The following is a 16,162-nucleotide window of genomic DNA, read 5'->3' as shown; positions in this document are numbered from 1 at the left end:
ATCAAGAGAAAGTAGAGCGGCAAGAGCAGGGTCAACTTGCTCTTGAATAAAGGCCCCCTTTTAGGGGGTTAAAACAAAGCCACCTTCTTCAGAAGGTGGATTCTTTACTTTATATGGCCATCTGTGCTTAAGGAAAACATTGTCGCATGGCAATAAGGTTTTCCTTCAGTCTTCCCCTTGTCGTAAAGATGTCGTTTTTGGCGGCGATAGTTCTGCCTACTCCGAACATTGCTGTCTTAGCGTGGTTCTACAAGGCTAAACAGATAACAAATATTCGCTGTACCTATAGGTATGGCTGATTATACTGAATAGAGTTAAACCGATGAGCTATTTGTTTTTTTAGCGATTAATAGATGAGTCTTTGATGGAGGCATTATGATCCGCTGGTGCCCACTGATGTTTAGTTGCCTATTAACCGTGGCAAATACGACATTTGCTGACACGCTGAAGCTAACGTCATTACTTTGGCCGCCGTATTCCGGCTATCAACTCCAGCACCAAGGCGCGAGTGTTGCGGTGGCTAAGGCGGCGTTTGAGCAAATGGAACAACAACTTATCGTGGATTTTTACCCTTGGAGCCGCGCGATTAAATTAGCCGTTATGCCGGGCTCTGACTACATTGGCTATTTTCCAGAATATTATTTTGAAACCGATAAGTTTATTTTTTCTAAACCGATTGGTATTGGCCCATTAGGTATTGTTGAGCAAAAATCCCGTCCCATTAGTTGGCATCATTTAGCCGATTTGAATCGTTATACTTTAGGTATTGTGCAGGATTATGTGAATACCGACTCGCTGGATGTAATGATTGCTTCAGGGAGTCAACCTGTTGAAGCGGCAACATCCGATGAGCAAAATATCAAAAAGGTGGCGGCTGGTCGTATTGACGGCGCTGTGATTGATATTAATGTGCTGCATTATCTACTTAAACAACCCCACCTTCAGCCGCTCGCAGATAAGTTACAGGTCAATCGACAACTGATTGCCAATAAACAACTTTATGTCGCGTTTCGTAATACAGAAGAGGGGCGGCGTTGGCGGGATATTTTTGATCAAGGTTTAGCGAAGCTCGATATTGATAGCATTATGGGCGATTTGTTATTTCAGCCAGAAGCTTTAAGTCAGTAATGCTATTTTGCACCTAACCAAAGCTGTGAGATGGCAAGTTTTGTCATCATTTTTGTCTAACACTGCGAGTAATCAGTTGTGGGCGGCATTTCGTTATCACTGCTCAGCATGTTTGTGTGTGCCAGTGAGTATTTTGTCGGGTGATCGCGATGGGTTAGTCAAGATCCAAACCAGCAGGGCATTGGTACAATATTTTAAGGTCGACTTAGTTGTGTTGGCCTATTGTGGTTATGACATCACCATAGATGCGTCAGCTAAACTGGCGCATTATCTCTTTGAAATCATCTGCTCACCGGAGCAGGATGCGGGTGATCAGTTTGCTGATAGCACTGATTTACTCAATGAATAGCAGAATTAGTGCAATCGCTGCCGAACTATGCATCAGCACTACCCACCTATGCTGAGTAGTGCTGAGTAATATGCCTTACACCTTGACGATCATGGTTATTACGCTTTCGCTACTATGGTTTGCCCAATCGGCGTTAGGCTTAACAGCGCCAGCTTAAGATGTTGGATCCCGAAAGGGATACCGATAATCGTCACAAAGCAGGCAAGAGCATGGGCCAAATGACCAATAGCCAACCAAATCCCAAACAGTAAGAACCAAATGATATTGCCCACCATGCCAAAGGCACCTGTTCCTAAATCTTCACGGCCAGTTAAATGACGGCGATTCATTTGTTCTTGTCCAAAGGGCCAGAAGGTCAATTCACCAATCACAAAGCAGGCGCGACCAAAGGGAATACCGATAATACTGATAAAACACAAAATCCCCGCAAGCCACCAGGCTAGGCCCATCACAAATCCACCAAGGACAAACCAAGCAATATTGAAAATTAACCGTAATAATGACATTGAAAACTCCTTATCGAATCCAAAATCTGTGCGACAGAAACAACATCCACACTCGAAATTATTAATTGATGCTTAAATGTCATAAGCGAGAATTATGCCAAAAGTTTTTTCATTAATAATCAATGGTATATTATAGTTTATACCTCTACGGATTGTGAGTTAAGCTAATATTTCGTGAATTTCCTTAATTCTTAGGAAGAATTTAACCAAGCCCGCGTTACACTAAACACCTTATCTCCCCTTGAGTAAATAAATGCTAGCTAATAGTCCCGTCGAATCATTTTCTTTTGCAGGCAGAGAGATCTTTCTTAAAAGAGATGATTTATTACATCCTGCTTTTAGTGGTAATAAGGCGCGTAAGTTTGCCTATTTTCTAGATCATGATTTTGCTGGTGTGACTAAGGTGATAGGTCATGGCTCCGCACAGGCTAATTCTCTGTATTCGCTGTCGGCGCTCGCCAAACTCAAAGGCTGGCAGTGTGATTTTTATGTGGACCATATTGCTAGCCACGTACTGACTTTACCGACAGGGAACTATGCCGCAGCTATCGCCAATGGTACACAGGTTATTGATTTATCAAGCCTGATAGCAGCTAATCCTTTTCTTCAGCGTGAGTCTAAGTGGACTTGCCATGACTATATTGAGCATCAAGTTTTGGCTGCGGAGCCTGACGCTATATTTATTCCGGAAGGCGGGCGCTGTCAGTATGCGGAGTATGGTGTCAGTCTGTTAGCCGTTGAAATTGAAACGTGGGCAATGCAACAGGGACTGACTGAACTGAAAGTGTTTTTACCCGCGGGAACGGGAACCACGGCATTATTTTTAAACCAATATTTTGTGCGTAAGCAAAGTCACATTCGAGTGCTTACCTGCGCAGTGGTGGGCGGCGATGAGTATTTAGCGCAGCAGTTTTATGAGTTAAATCCTAACGCTGCTGAGCATCCACAGATTTTGAATGTGGGGAAGAAATACCACTTTGGTAAACTCTATCCTGAGTTTTATACCATGTGGCAGCGGATTTGCGCCTCAGGTATTCAATTTGAATTACTCTACGATCCCTTAGGTTTTATGGTGTTAGAAAAATATTTACCGCAGTGGGGCGCAAGCCCTGTGATGTATATCCATCAAGGTGGTTTGCTTGGAAATGAAACCATGTTGCCACGTTATTTGCGTAAATTTGGTAAAAGTCGTACGACCCTATAGAGCAGATGATTTACTTAGTGACGCTAAGACATAATATGTTTGAAGCGACGTAATCTCTAAGTTAAGCTTACGACGTCAAACGATGGAAAATACTCATGACTGAAGCGGAATATCTCGCCAATTACGATCCTAAGGCTTTTAAGGCTCAGCTACTGACGGTTGATGCCGTATTGTTTACCTATCATGATCAGCAACTTAAAGTACTCTTAGTACAACGCTCAAATCATCCCTTTTTAGGTTTTTGGGGATTACCCGGAGGATTTATCGATGAACATTCCGATCAATCCCTAGAGGAAGCGGCGTTACGCAAATTGCAGGAAAAAACGGCGGTAGTGCCACCTTATATTGAGCAGCTTTGCACTGTCGGTAATAGTCACCGCGACGTGAGAGGCTGGTCGGTGACCGTGTGTTATACCGCGTTGATGAGTTATCAAGCCTGCGAAACCCAGATTGATTCAGTGAGTGATGTTAAGTGGTGGCCATTAGAGGATGTGTTACAGATGCCCTTGGCGTTTGATCATCTGCAATTAATTGAGCAAGCGCGGGAACGTTTAACTCAGAAAGCCTTATATTCTTTAGTGCCAGGCTTTGCGCTGGCTGAACCTTTTACCTTGCCAGAGCTGCAACATGTGCATGAAGTATTACTGGGTAAGCCTATCCAAGGTAAATCGTTCCGTCGACGGGTTGAGCAGGCCGATTTATTGATTGATACGGGCTTAAAACGTACTGAACGTGGCCGTCCAGCCAATTTATACCGTTTGAAGTCGGATACGGCATCGTATCGATTCTTAAGAAATCTAGAATGTTAGTCAAAGTGTTTGCCGCTTAAAGTGGTTGCCCATAGCAATAATAGTGACAGATTATACGGTACATACAGTTAGCTTGAGTTATCAGGGTTTATGTAGCCGTCGATGTTGTCGTAATACGTCCATTCTTTACTTTTCGATATCCATTTCCCCATTATCATAGCTAAATTGCACTTAGTGTCTTAAGGACAATATATGCAATTTAGGTATATTCCTTAGTATTATCCGATAAAAAATAGTCTAAAAATCAACTTTACATATTAGTGTCTATAAGACACTATTGCTTGCAGACAACAAGATTGCTGTATATCACAGCGATCTTGCACAGACAGGAGGTGAATATGTCTCTAGGTATTCAAATGCATCAAGGCACAGTTAACTCACCACATCAGCAAGCTGATTTTTATCGACTTCCCGCCGCTAGCGATGAGGCTAATTACCGTTTATTTCAATTTGGTGCGGGGGAGAATCATGTTCAACTGCGGGTTCCTCCAGCGAAACGCGTCACAGTTTTTTTCGGTTATCGTGGCGATCAATCCATCATGCAACTCTTATTGTTAACTGATGCATTACGCCGCAGCGGTGCAGAGCAGATCGATCTGTTACTGCCTTATATGCCGGGCGCCCGCCAAGATAGAGTCTGTAATGTGGGCGAGGCCTTATCGGTAAAAGTCTATGCCAGCCTGATTAATCAGCAGCAATATGCTTCAGTCAGTATTTTTGACCCGCACAGCGATGTCACCGCGGCATTATTAGACCGAGTGCAAGTTATTGACAACCACAGCTTTGTCGCCGCGATTGCAGCTCAATTGACCGGTGATCTAGTGTTAGTTTCGCCTGATGCGGGGGCGAATAAGAAAGTATTCGGCTTAGCTAAGGCGTTACAGGGAATGCCGGTGATCAGGGCCGATAAACATCGTGATGTGGTCAATGGTCATATTATCGCTACTGAAGTGTTTTGTGATGATTTATCGGGTAAAACCTGCTTAATCGTCGATGATATTTGTGCTGGTGGCAGAACCTTTATCGAACTTGCCATCAAGTTAAAGCAAAAGGGGGCCCAAAGCGTCATTTTGATTGTGTCACATTATGAAGATAAGGCCAGCGAATCGGCTCTGCGTGAGGCGGGCATAGACAGATTATTTTGTACCGATAGTTTAGGTGTCCCCACACATATTTCGAGCGAGTTCTGTCATTGCCATGCTGTTTTGCGTTTTATGAATCATTAAGGAAAATATGATGTACTTGAATCCCGTTACCGCCATTGATGGCTACAAAGTCGACCACCGTCGTCAATATCCTGATAATACTCAAGTGATTTTTAGTAACTTGACCGCCCGTAAATCCCGTCGTGGTTATACTGAGCAGATGGTATTTTTTGGTCTGCAATATTTTATCAAGCATTACTTAATTGACAGTTGGAACCGTGATTTCTTTCAACAGCCCAAAGAGCAAGTGATTCGCCAATTCTCCCGCCGCATTAATAACTATCTTGGGCCAAATAATGTCGGTACTCAGCATATTGAGGCGTTACATGATTTAGGCTATTTACCCATTAAAATCATGGCATTGCCGGAAGGTTCAGTATATCCCTTAAAAGTGCCTTGCTTGGTTTTGTACAATACCGATGAGCGGTTCTTTTGGTTGACTAATTATCTCGAAACCATTCTTTCCGCGAATGTGTGGGGAATGTGTACTAGCGCCACTACCGCGCTGCAATACCGCAAAATATTTGAGACTTACGCGCTAGAAACCGATGGCAACATAGGTTTTGTTGATTGGCAGGGCCATGATTTTAGTTTCCGCGGCATGTATGGTGCAGAGGCTGCGGTAATGAGCGGCGCCGCCCATCTACTCAGTTTTACGGGCACAGATACCATTCCCGCGATTGATTTTCTTGAACAATATTATCTTGCAGACAGTGATAAGGAACTCGTTGGCGGCAGTGTGGCCGCAACGGAGCACAGTGTGATGTGTGCGGGTGGTATGGAGAATGAATTAGAGACGTTCCGCCGTTTGATTGAAGATATTTATCCTAGCGGCATTGTGAGTATCGTTTCTGATTCTTGGGATTTTTGGCAGGTGATGACAGAGTTCACCGTTGCCTTAAAAGACCGCATTCTTGCCCGTGAGGGCAAAGTAGTGTTTAGGCCTGATACGGGTTGTCCGGTGAAGATCATTTGTGGCGATCCACAAGCAGCGGTGGGGAGTCCTGAGTATAAAGGCGCTATCGAGTGTTTGTGGGATGTCTTTGGGGGCAGCACAACTGCCAAAGGTTACAAATTACTCGATAGCCATGTCGGACTGATTTATGGCGATTCAATCACCATTGAACGGGCTGAAGCCATTTGCGCTGGTTTGAAGGCCAAAGGTTTTGCATCAACCAATATTGTGTTTGGAATTGGCAGTTTTACCTATCAACACGTGACCCGAGATACTGACGGGTACGCGGTGAAAGCAACCTTTGCGAAAGTGGATGGCAAAGACAGAGAAATATTTAAAGATCCTAAAACCGACGATGGCACTAAAAAATCCGCTAAGGGATTGGTTGCAGTATTTAAAGATGAGCAAGGTCAATTTTATCTTAAAGATCAAGCGAGCTGGCAAGATGTTAACCATTGCGAGTTTGTCCCCGTATTTGCCGATGGTGAATTATTAACTGAATATTCTTTGGCTGATATTCGCGCAAGATTGGCAGCGTCTCGTTGTTAACGATGTAAATCCCTTTCTACAATGAGATAGAAAATAGGCTGGCAATGCGGTTTTTATGTGAATACGCTTGCCAGTCAACTTAAATCATACTGGCTGTCATGACGGCTGTTATTGCTAAATGCGCTAGTCACATAATAAAACTGTGAGAACAAAAGGCTAAGAGACTAGCTGGTTTCGTTTAAGAATTTTATAGGTGCGACGGCCAATGTTTTCGAGGTTTTTTAAATCTTTTAGGCTGGGTACCGCATCGGAATATTGCCAATAGCTGATTTCTGCATCGAGCATTTCAAGCATTTTTTTCGAACAACCTAAACATTCGCCTTGGCACATTTGTGCTTCATCTAAATTCAGCGGAATTGTTTGCTGGATTTGAGCGATAAGCTGTTGCATAGCGGTTTTGGTATTCGGTTTTGACATAAAAATACTTCACAGTCAGAAAGTGTGAACATACTAGCAGAAGCGAAAATTGATAGAATTGATCTAGATTAATACACATTTGGTTCAGCGTGTATCCATGTGAGCTAGATACTGGCTGAACCAAACGAGTTCGTCATATCGACGTGAAGGGATAGCAAATCGTGATATTTGGCTATCGATAAAGGCGAGTTGATTTCGGTATGGCGAGGAAAATGGGACCGAATAAACCAACATGCCATTATGTGTACTCGATGAGTACTTAATTCAGACTTATTTATTTGACGACAAAAGCCATTTCATAAAGTTTAAGGCTTCGGTACGTTTTGAAAACGTCTGTCTGTTTTTACCTTGTCTATCGGTAAAAGCAATTGAAGTTTTGTTGACTGAAATTGAATCTACAGGGAAGTTCACTGTGATTTCATGTCCGTTAATTTTGTATGACATAGGCCACACTCCTTTTAATTAAATTCACCCTTAGGTGAGCAAGTAATAACGATAAAATATCCTTAGCATAATTGCGAAAGATGATACTAATGAGTCTTGAGGTTACCCATTCCACCATGATTAATCAAGAGATGCTGTATTGATAACTAATGCAAATCAGCGATTGTGTCAATGGAATATCCCAATTAAACCAGTTAAACATAGTCAAGTGACAGTACTATGACATTGGCCGAATTAAAGAGTTCACTTTTTTGAGTTAATGTTGAAAATCATTAACCCATTATTTTTGCAGGACTTACTTGTAGTAGGCTTTCTTTGTGAGGATCAAGTTTGATACAAGTCAAACTGATATAAAAAGGGTAACAACAAGATACTTCTCAAAACGCGGTGCAGTATAACAGTAAATTACCCGCTGGCAAGTGTAATTTTTGCTCAGCGAGTAATGTTTTTATATTGTTTCTTTTGTTGCGATTTTGTGGGTTAGCTTTTTGGCTATTTTTCACTATTCGATGCGTAACTGACTTTAGTAAATCAGCTCACCAATAGGGTTTAATAATTTGCTTAATCCCTTAGTGAAATAGAGCGGTGCGTCCAACACTGTGTAACATAAACATCCCGTTTGAGTTGTGGGAGAATGCTGTGTATTACCATCTAAGAGAATAAAGTCGCCAGGAACATAATTACCTGATGAGTCCGAAAATTCGCCCGCCAATAATAACGTCAACTCAGTCCCTTTATGGGTATGCTGTGGGATTTCACCTAGCGCTTCAATATGCAATAAACTGGCGCGAGTATTTTTTTCATCTAGGTCGAATCGCATCCGACTGACCTTACCAATTTGTTGCCATGGCTGTGCAATATGCTGCCGAAACACCCTAGGCAGTTCGTAGCGGATATTTTTATGGTTAACACTCACTGAGGATTCTATGTAAGGTTCATGCATAGTGCTTTCGGGAAGCGCCATAATGTTCGATAACATTTGTTGCCAGGGATCATTATCGACGACATCAATCTCATTAGACGCGTTGTATTGAACCGCATTATCACTGGGGGAAATAAAAGCGAGTTTGGCCGCTTCTTCAGTCAATTTAGCTACTTGAGTTTGGCATTCTTGGCATAAGGCACAATGCGCAGCAACAGCGATAGACATCGACAAAGGGAGCTGACCTTGAGCATGGGCCTGAAGTAATTCTGCATGGGGGTGATGTTTAATCATGTTGTGTCTCCAAAAAGCTTTTAAGCTTTTCTAACCCCAATCTGAGTCGCGATTTAATGGTGCCAATGGGGACTTTTAAGGCATCAGCCAATTCTTGCTGGGTGAGTTCTTGCATATAAATGCCTTGTACTACTTGACGTTGAGCAAGGGGCAGGGCATCTAAATGAGCGAGTAACTTGGCGGTCAATTTATGGTCAGGGTTGTTATCTTGGCTAACCGCAACGTCATACAGTGGCCAGATATCATCGCCAAATGCATCTTCACGATTGTGCTGTACTCGTCTAAGCATATCGAAGCATTGGTTACGCATAATGGTAAATACCCACGTTGCGACAGAACCTTTATCTGCATTGTATAAATGAGATTTAGTCCAAACGATGGTCATCGTTTCTTGAACTAAATCCATGGCGAGGCCTTGTTGATTTAATCGTTGCAGGCCAAATGCCCGAATTTTGGGCATAAAGTGACTGAACAAATAGCCAAATGCCGCTTTGTCCCGTTGATTAGCAACTTTGATGATGGCGCTCACTAAGGGATCTGCATCCGTTTTATGCTCATCGGCAATCAAATTATGGTTATCGTTTTCCATAGCTATTTCGATAGGGGGCGATAACTGCCTATCATAGCGATTTTGCGCTGAATGTGATTGAAAATTTTCCATTATTGAGCTCTTCATTTAAGGTTCAATCCCGTTCGAACATGGCTTCAAATCCTGCTTCGCTGTCAATGTTCGATAAGCATGCAGACCAATACGCAGCGCCCTAGAAATTGGATCACTGAAAATTATTTTATAACGGTTCTTAATAAATCCAGTGTGAGCTGGTGGTCGAGCGCATTAATGCAGGTGTACTTTTCGGCTGAACGTATGGGTAAAATTTCAAGCCAGCGTTGGCAAACCCATGCAATATCATCAAATTGTGCCGCTTGATATTGTTGTAGGTGCTTTGGGTACTCTTTCAGAATATTTTGCAGCATATCACTGAGATAACGCTCATTTTTTTGAATCTTTGCCGCTGGCCAGTTATCGATTAGACTGATTTGCGCGCGCTTTAAACCATCGGACTCCACATTGATATCGACGAGAGTAAATCGTTGTTTCCCTTCAATGCTGACACCTAACATGCCATCAGGTAAGGTCTCAAAGTCAATGATATGCACTAGCGTTCCAATAGGATAAAGCGTGCTATTTTCCTCTGAGGTCATACACAGGCCAAAACCATCGCCTGATTTAAGTGATTCAGCCACCAAACGTTTATATCGAGGTTCAAAAATTCGTAATTGAGTATATCCCTCAGGTAATAAACAGATGGGTAATGGAAAAAGAGGTAATTTCATAGTGGCCTCGGGTGAACTTAAGTTTCTATCATTACGTACCATCATCAGAATTTGATCAGTGTTTCAAGCAACAGCCTACTCATTTAAGGGGATATGATGAAGTTAAATCCATTCGAGAAAAAGCTGGTTCAGCATCCGCTGCGTTTTTGGTTGCAAAACCATATTGAAGCACCATTATTGACCTCAATGATGCCTAAACCGCTTGTGTATATTCAACAGGCGCTCGAAATTGGTTGTGGTTTTGGCAATGGTATTCATTTGATCCGTGAGCATTTTGGTGCCGAGCATGTTACCGCGGTGGATCTCGACCCTGAGATGGTGAGTGCTGCTAAGGCCCGCTGGCAGTCTTCAGCCCATGGGCTCGAACAGCTCGACTTTAGTGTTGCCGATGCAACCGCATTACCTTTTAAGGATGCACAGTTTGACATCGTGTTTAATTTTGCGGTGTTCCACCATATTCCTGACTGGCAATCCGCGATTGTTGAAGTCGCCAGAGTATTAAAGCCGAACGGGTATTTTGTGATAGAAGATCTTTACCGTGCCGCGATTTGTAATCCATTGAGTCGCCGGTTGTTTGAGCATCCGCAGCAGAATCGATTTGACCATCAGCAATTATTGCATATGCTTCGCCAAGCGGGGTTTAAGATTGTATGTGACAGGAATCTGTTTAATTTGAGCGGTATGGTGCTGGCTCAAAAGGGTTTTGCTTAAACCTTAAGGTCTTTATATCGCTGAATATTGAATTGAGCATGGGTTGATTGTTTGTTCTGTAAACTGCTTGCCCGAGAAATGAGCAGTTTTCGCATCAGAGTGATTGTAATTTTTAGATAAAATCGACATATCACATGGTTCTCATTGCGAGTTTGCCGCTATAATTTAGCTTAATCCTTAGCAGCTGAGGGAAGTCCTTCCTCCCCAGAGTAGAGAAGTCGCATTATGGCAAATGTCTTGGCAACGGTAGATCAACGCACCAATCTCGTCGGTGAAAATCGGCTTGAACTGCTGCTGTTTCGCATTAATTCGATGCAGCTATTTGCGATTAACGTCTTTAAAGTTAAAGAAGTCGTTAAACTACCACACCTTAACGCTATGCCTGGGAGCCATCCGCATATTTCTGGTGTAGCCAATATTCGAGGAATGTCTATTCCGGTGATTGATTTGCGTTCGGCCATTGGCTTCAAACCTGTGCCGCCAGATGATAATGCCAATATGATCATCACTGAATATAACCGCAGTGTGCAGGGATTTTTAGTCGGTAAAGTCGAGCATATTATCAATATGACGTGGAGTGATATTATGCCTCCGCCGAAAACGGCGGGTCGGAATAATTATCTTACCGCAATCACCCGAATCGAATATCAAGGCCAGTCGCAATTGGTTTCAATTATCGATGTGGAGAAGGTGCTGGCTGAAATTGTCCATTACGATATTAGCCTATCTGAAGGTGTGTTAGATGAGAGCTTGTTAGACAAAATGCCCGGCCGGAAAATATTGATTGTAGACGATTCATCGACCGCAAGGCGGCAAGTGCGTGAAACGCTTGGCCAATTGGGTATTGAAATTATCGAAGCCTCCGATGGGTTGCAGGCGTTACATTTACTGCAAAAATGGCGCGATGAAGGTAAGAATGTCGCCAAAGAACTGCTCATGATGATCACCGATGCCGAAATGCCTGAAATGGATGGTTACAAACTGACCTATGAAGTCCGTAATGATAAGGCTATGGCGGACTTATTTATCACGCTAAATACTTCGCTGAGTGGTAGCTTTAATAATGCGATGGTGGAGAAGGTGGGCTGTGATCGTTTTATTTCTAAATTCCAACCTGATTTACTGGTCGAAGTCGTACAGGACAGATTAAAACAAGTTCTCGGTAAATAACTTCATCTAAACGAGTGGCTGCCTTTACAAACATAAGGTTTTAGTTTGGGGGGCTACTCGCTTAATTCTGCTTTGACATCGGCTAACACTTGGCGCTTCATTTCTTTCTCCGCGGCAATGTGGATACGTGCAAGCCTGAGTGCGTAGCTAAATCGATGTTTACCAACGAGCCTAAGTAATTCTGCAAAAAAGGCTGAATCTAAGCAAAATTGTTTGCTGTAGTAGTGAATGGCGGCAGGCAATGATGAATAGCTTACGCCATCGAACTCAAACTGACTACTGTCTTGTTGACATTCGAGGTCAACCCCTTCAAGCAGAATGGGCCATCCGGGAAAGTTGATCCTGTCGCGGGCAATTTGATACATCATCCAAGCACTTTTTTTAAAGCCTTCAAACACTTTGCAGGAAAACTCAGACTCGGCGAGTTCCGCTTCTGTCCAATTAATGCCAATGGCTAAATGTTTAACGTAAAGGGCCATTAAGGCATCTTTAACCGCCATTCGGCAGTCCCAAATTGAGGTTAAGGGATGTTGTTTCGCCAGTTTTAAGCATTCGCTGCAGCATGGTACTGCAAGGGAAGGATGGGGCGTATGCGGCGTTGCATGATATTCAAAAAAATCTTTACAAGGTTCACCACAAAACCAGCAAAGGTGGCGCTTATCGAAGGGAATATCGATACAAGTAATAGGCAACATCAAGGCCAGAGTTCCTCTGGCCTTGATGTCTTAAGCATGACGCTGAGAAAATTAAGCTTCTTCAACATCAACTAAATTTTTGGCAAGTACGATAGGATCGAGTTCTAAACATTCTTCATCGCTTTGCCAATCAACGCCAATGAGCACGCCATCATCATTTAAATCGAATACCCAGTACTCAAGGAATTCTTCAAGGCTAATCGCAACGGCTTGGTAGTCTTTCCATTCTTCGGTGCAGTGGGATTTTGCCTGCGCTTCGCTTGACCACAAAGGCATTACATCAGTGTCTTCGAACTCGCCTGAGTCACAAACCACCCAGCCTTCGCCTGTTTCATCCATCAAACCCCACAGTGTTTGATGCTCTTTTACGTTTTCGATAAAGCCAGCTAAAGCCGCGTTGATTTCAGTCATGATAGGTCTCTTTGAAGTTGCTATTAACTCACCCATTATACGGCAACGGCTAGATAGACCAAGGGATTCTTTGTTAAGATTTTTTCGCTGTTGTTTAACTGAGCAATAAGCGAATTTATCCGTGTATTTATGGTGATGAGCATTGTGTTGACGGGCGCTATCGGTCAGGATGTGCGCTCTAGAGGCGTAAATCGGGTTAACCGGAATTACGCGCATCTGGAGGATTTCCAGTGGGGGAGAAAATACCTTTGTGGATTTTTAGCCGTTGTTCATTCTCGTTTATCCTTGAATTAAGCCAGCAACTGTTTTGTGGCTAAAAATCGTATCTCTCTTGGCATGAGTCGATCCCAACTCGTGTCTTGCTCAGCTAAGGCATACCTTAGCACTGAATTGAGGAGTAATTGATTTGATGAAAGCAAAAGGCATGTACTATCTTGCAGCGAGCATCACGGCCTGTGTGAGCTTAAGTGCTTGTTCTAGCGCGCCGACCGCTAATGCTACGTCTGACAATAATAGTCAAATTGCTATCGAACAGGCGCAAGCCGCGCAAGACGTGCAATTGAACGAGATTATCGCCAGCCATGCGGCCGCCTTCCCGACGTGTGTTGCAAACCTTCAGGCGCGCGCACAACGTGAAGGTCTATCTGAAGAGACTATTAACAATACAGTGGCAAGCCTACAGTTTGTACCTAAGGTGATTGAGCTTGATCAAGCTCAGCCTGAATTTAGTCAAACCTTCACGAACTATTTCACCAAACGGGCAACGGATTGGCGAGTCAATGAAGGTCGACGTCTACTGAAAAAACACCGAGTATTGCTTGATAAACTCGCGCAGCAATACGGCGTACAGCCACAATACATTCTGTCTTTTTGGGGACTAGAGACCAATTATGGTTCTTATAAAGGCAAAATGTCCGTTTTAGATTCGCTTGCAACCTTAGCCTGTGAGCCTCGTCGAAGTGATTATTTTACGACTGAGCTGATGCAAGCGCTTAAGCTTAAAGAAAAATATGGCTTCGATAAGCGTACGATGGTGGGCTCTTGGGCGGGCGCCATGGGACATACTCAATTTATGCCCTCGGCTTATGCTAAATATGCTATCGATGGCGATGGAGACGGTAAAGCGGATCTGTGGAATAGCACAGAGGATGCCCTCACATCAGCGGCTAACTTTCTACAACACTTAGGCTGGCAGCGTAACGAGCGTTGGGGCCGCGAAGTATTATTGCCAAACAATTTTAGCTACCAACATCTTGGTGCTAAAGAGGCGCAGCCTCTGTCACAATGGGCGGCGCAATCTGTGCGGCAAACGAATGGATTGTCTTTGCCCGCTATTGATATGAAGGCCGCGCTATATTTGCCTTCGGGTCACACTGGACCTGCGTTTTTAGGCTATGAAAACTTCAATGTGATTATGCGTTGGAACCGCTCTGAATTTTACGCCATTACCGTGGGCCATTTGGCCGATAGGATTAATGGCGGCGAACCATTAAAAGTAGCACCGCCCGAGCAGCCACGTTTGAGCCGCGAGCAAATCAAACAGTTACAAACCAAACTGAATGAATCCGGCTTTGATGTTGGTAAACCTGATGGTGTGTTAGGCCGCAATTCGACTGCGGGGATCCAAGCATTCCAGCGCAGTAATAATATAATTGCCGATGGTTTCCCAAGTCCTGAAGTCTTTACTGCCCTAGGTATTTCACTCTGATAGATGCCTCGTTATAGGTCATCGCCCGCAGACAATGCTTGAAGCAACCACTGCGCTCCATTGGCGCAGTGGTTTTGCAGGGATAAAACAGTGGAGTGCAAAGGCCAGTTTTGTTAAGCTCGGCCGACATTTGAAATCGAAGCAAGTCAAAGGATATTCGATGAACATTAAAGACGATATGGTTGTGCAGTTTAATTACACCCTGCGCGACGAAAAAGGCGAAGTGATCGAGACGAACGAAGGTCGCGAGCCTATCGCTTATTTACACGGTCATGACAACATGATGCCTGGTGTTGAGAATGCGATTAATGGTAAAGCGGTTGGTGAAAAGTTCACAGTGACGCTGCCATGCGCTGAAACCTATGGTCAGCGTATTGAAGGTGAAGCGGCGCAGCAACGTGTATCGGTAAAGCACCTGTTAGGCGCTAGCGTGTGGAAGCCAGGTATGACGGCGGTGGTTCATACTGACCACGGTCAACGCCAAGTGACAATCGTGAAAGTCGGTAAATTTATGGCGACCGTGGATGTTAACCATCCATTAGCGGGCCGTGACTTAACCTTCGATATCGAAGTGGTTGGCGCCCGAGATGCGACCGATGAAGAAATCGCTCACGGTCATGCTCATGGTGTCGGTGGTCATCACCACTAATCGGCCAGAATGTGATGTTTGATAGCGCTGCTAGTGCATTTTAAGTGCTGCGATACAATCACCTGCCGATGATAAAGCAAAGCCCAAACCTAAGTTTGGGCTTTTTTGTTTTTAGTGTCTCGTCCTGAAATACGTTGACATAAAGAGGATTTCTTTATGACAACATCAATTAACTCAAGCTGTAAGCGCACACAACGAGATTACACCTTAGCCTTTAAATTAGGCGTTGTAGAACGTGTTGAAAAAGGCGAAATGACGTACAAACAAGCCCAAGCCCGTTTTGGTATTCAAGGCCGTTCAACCGTACTCGTTTGGCTTCGAAAACATGGTAGACTCGATTGGTCGAAACCTTTTCAGCATCCCCTTATGCCTAAGTCAAAAGAAACCCCTGCCGAAACGATCAAGCGCCTTGAACGTGAGTTAACAGAAGAGAAACTGCGTAACCAAATCCTCAATGGCATGGTTGATATCATGGACAATGAATATGGAGCTGGCCTCAGAAAAAAGTACTTATCCGGTACGTCTGGCAAGCAAAAGGCAACGGAGAATTAAACCTCGTAGCCGCATGTCGTGCTGCGGGTATGTCGAGGCAAGGTATTTATCAGGCAGTTGCTCGAATGGAAAGTCGTAGAGCTGAGCTATCGATCATCAAAGACTGGGTCCAGTACTGGCGTAAATATATGCCAAGGTTAGGGGCCCGT

At 43.8% G+C, this 16,162-nt stretch carries 18 protein-coding genes and 1 pseudogene; 11 read left to right on the top strand and 8 right to left on the bottom strand.

The window, feature by feature from the left end; translation table 11 throughout:
• The first annotated feature begins 375 nt into the window (after positions 1-375).
• Positions 376-1,128 carry a substrate-binding periplasmic protein gene (locus tag M0413_RS22130; RefSeq protein ID WP_037417661.1) on the top strand — a complete coding sequence of 251 codons (753 nt, stop codon included), beginning with the start codon at positions 376-378 and terminating at the stop codon, positions 1,126-1,128.
• A gap of 118 nt (positions 1,129-1,246) precedes the next feature.
• Positions 1,247-1,477, top strand: a complete 231-nt coding sequence (locus M0413_RS22125; protein ID WP_249555644.1) for a hypothetical protein — start codon at positions 1,247-1,249, stop codon at positions 1,475-1,477.
• A gap of 98 nt (positions 1,478-1,575) precedes the next feature.
• On the opposite strand, the gene M0413_RS22120 is transcribed toward M0413_RS22125, so the two are convergent.
• On the bottom strand, positions 1,576-1,983 hold the full coding sequence (locus M0413_RS22120) for a YccF domain-containing protein (protein ID WP_011072069.1): 408 nt from the start codon (positions 1,981-1,983) through the stop codon (positions 1,576-1,578).
• Between the two features lie 253 nt (positions 1,984-2,236).
• On the opposite strand from M0413_RS22120, the gene M0413_RS22115 reads away from it, so the two are divergent.
• From M0413_RS22115 to M0413_RS22100, 4 genes are all read left to right on the top strand, one after another.
• Positions 2,237-3,187, top strand: coding sequence for a 1-aminocyclopropane-1-carboxylate deaminase/D-cysteine desulfhydrase (locus M0413_RS22115; protein WP_249555643.1), 951 nt, complete (start codon positions 2,237-2,239; stop codon positions 3,185-3,187).
• 95 nt (positions 3,188-3,282) lie between these two features.
• Positions 3,283-3,996 (top strand): NrtR DNA-binding winged helix domain-containing protein, encoded by a 714-nt coding sequence (locus M0413_RS22110; protein ID WP_047536759.1) that lies wholly within the window; start codon positions 3,283-3,285, stop codon positions 3,994-3,996.
• A gap of 338 nt (positions 3,997-4,334) precedes the next feature.
• Complete coding sequence (gene prs / locus M0413_RS22105) at positions 4,335-5,222, top strand: ribose-phosphate diphosphokinase (RefSeq protein ID WP_047536760.1); 888 nt, start codon at positions 4,335-4,337, stop codon at positions 5,220-5,222.
• 7 nt (positions 5,223-5,229) lie between these two features.
• Positions 5,230-6,705, top strand: coding sequence for a nicotinate phosphoribosyltransferase (locus M0413_RS22100; RefSeq protein ID WP_249555642.1), 1,476 nt, complete (start codon positions 5,230-5,232; stop codon positions 6,703-6,705).
• 156 nt (positions 6,706-6,861) lie between these two features.
• On the opposite strand, the gene M0413_RS22095 is transcribed toward M0413_RS22100, so the two are convergent.
• The 5 genes from M0413_RS22095 to M0413_RS22075 all read right to left on the bottom strand — a co-directional run bounded on the left by M0413_RS22095 (position 6,862) and on the right by M0413_RS22075 (position 10,117).
• Entirely contained in the window at positions 6,862-7,122 is a 261-nt protein-coding gene (locus M0413_RS22095; RefSeq protein WP_037417676.1) for a hypothetical protein, read from the bottom strand.
• Positions 7,123-7,392: 270 nt separating this feature from the next.
• On the bottom strand, positions 7,393-7,566 hold the full coding sequence (locus M0413_RS22090; RefSeq protein WP_011072074.1) for a hypothetical protein: 174 nt from the start codon (positions 7,564-7,566) through the stop codon (positions 7,393-7,395).
• Positions 7,567-8,089: 523 nt separating this feature from the next.
• Entirely contained in the window at positions 8,090-8,782 is a 693-nt protein-coding gene (locus M0413_RS22085) for a ChrR family anti-sigma-E factor (protein WP_249555641.1), read from the bottom strand.
• Entirely contained in the window at positions 8,775-9,443 is a 669-nt protein-coding gene (locus M0413_RS22080; RefSeq protein WP_169547731.1) for a sigma-70 family RNA polymerase sigma factor, read from the bottom strand. The genes M0413_RS22085 and M0413_RS22080 overlap by 8 nt, the downstream gene beginning before the upstream one ends.
• 122 nt (positions 9,444-9,565) lie before the next feature.
• On the bottom strand, positions 9,566-10,117 hold the full coding sequence (locus M0413_RS22075) for an LON peptidase substrate-binding domain-containing protein (protein ID WP_249555640.1): 552 nt from the start codon (positions 10,115-10,117) through the stop codon (positions 9,566-9,568).
• Between the two features lie 96 nt (positions 10,118-10,213).
• Here M0413_RS22075 and M0413_RS22070 point away from each other — a divergent pair, with 96 nt between their 5' ends.
• Both M0413_RS22070 and M0413_RS22065 read left to right on the top strand, forming a co-directional pair.
• The gene (locus M0413_RS22070; RefSeq protein ID WP_144346341.1) at positions 10,214-10,828 is read left to right on the top strand and encodes a class I SAM-dependent methyltransferase; all 615 of its coding nucleotides are present in this window, start codon (positions 10,214-10,216) and stop codon (positions 10,826-10,828) included.
• Between the two features lie 225 nt (positions 10,829-11,053).
• Positions 11,054-11,998 carry a chemotaxis protein CheV gene (locus M0413_RS22065; protein ID WP_037417686.1) on the top strand — a complete coding sequence of 315 codons (945 nt, stop codon included), beginning with the start codon at positions 11,054-11,056 and terminating at the stop codon, positions 11,996-11,998.
• 53 nt (positions 11,999-12,051) lie between these two features.
• Here M0413_RS22065 and M0413_RS22060 read toward each other — a convergent pair whose 3' ends face one another.
• Positions 12,052-12,693, bottom strand: coding sequence for a hypothetical protein (locus M0413_RS22060; RefSeq protein WP_249555639.1), 642 nt, complete (start codon positions 12,691-12,693; stop codon positions 12,052-12,054).
• Between the two features lie 51 nt (positions 12,694-12,744).
• Positions 12,745-13,104, bottom strand: coding sequence for a DUF2750 domain-containing protein (locus tag M0413_RS22055; RefSeq protein WP_037425300.1), 360 nt, complete (start codon positions 13,102-13,104; stop codon positions 12,745-12,747).
• Positions 13,105-13,528: 424 nt separating this feature from the next.
• Here M0413_RS22055 and M0413_RS22050 point away from each other — a divergent pair, with 424 nt between their 5' ends.
• The 3 genes and pseudogenes from M0413_RS22050 to M0413_RS22040 form a co-directional block, all read left to right on the top strand.
• Positions 13,529-14,812, top strand: a complete 1,284-nt coding sequence (locus M0413_RS22050; RefSeq protein ID WP_413740206.1) for a lytic murein transglycosylase — start codon at positions 13,529-13,531, stop codon at positions 14,810-14,812.
• 160 nt (positions 14,813-14,972) lie between these two features.
• Positions 14,973-15,461, top strand: coding sequence for an FKBP-type peptidyl-prolyl cis-trans isomerase (locus M0413_RS22045; RefSeq protein WP_037417724.1), 489 nt, complete (start codon positions 14,973-14,975; stop codon positions 15,459-15,461).
• Positions 15,462-15,617: 156 nt separating this feature from the next.
• Positions 15,618-16,162, top strand: a pseudogene (locus tag M0413_RS22040) (transposase family protein); the annotation flags it as partial.

The organism is Shewanella sp. 8A (assembly GCF_023475945.1).
Taxonomy (GTDB): domain Bacteria; phylum Pseudomonadota; class Gammaproteobacteria; order Enterobacterales; family Shewanellaceae; genus Shewanella; species Shewanella xiamenensis.
The sequence above is the reverse complement of the archived record's forward strand: the minus strand, read 5'-3'. Positions and strand labels throughout refer to the sequence as shown.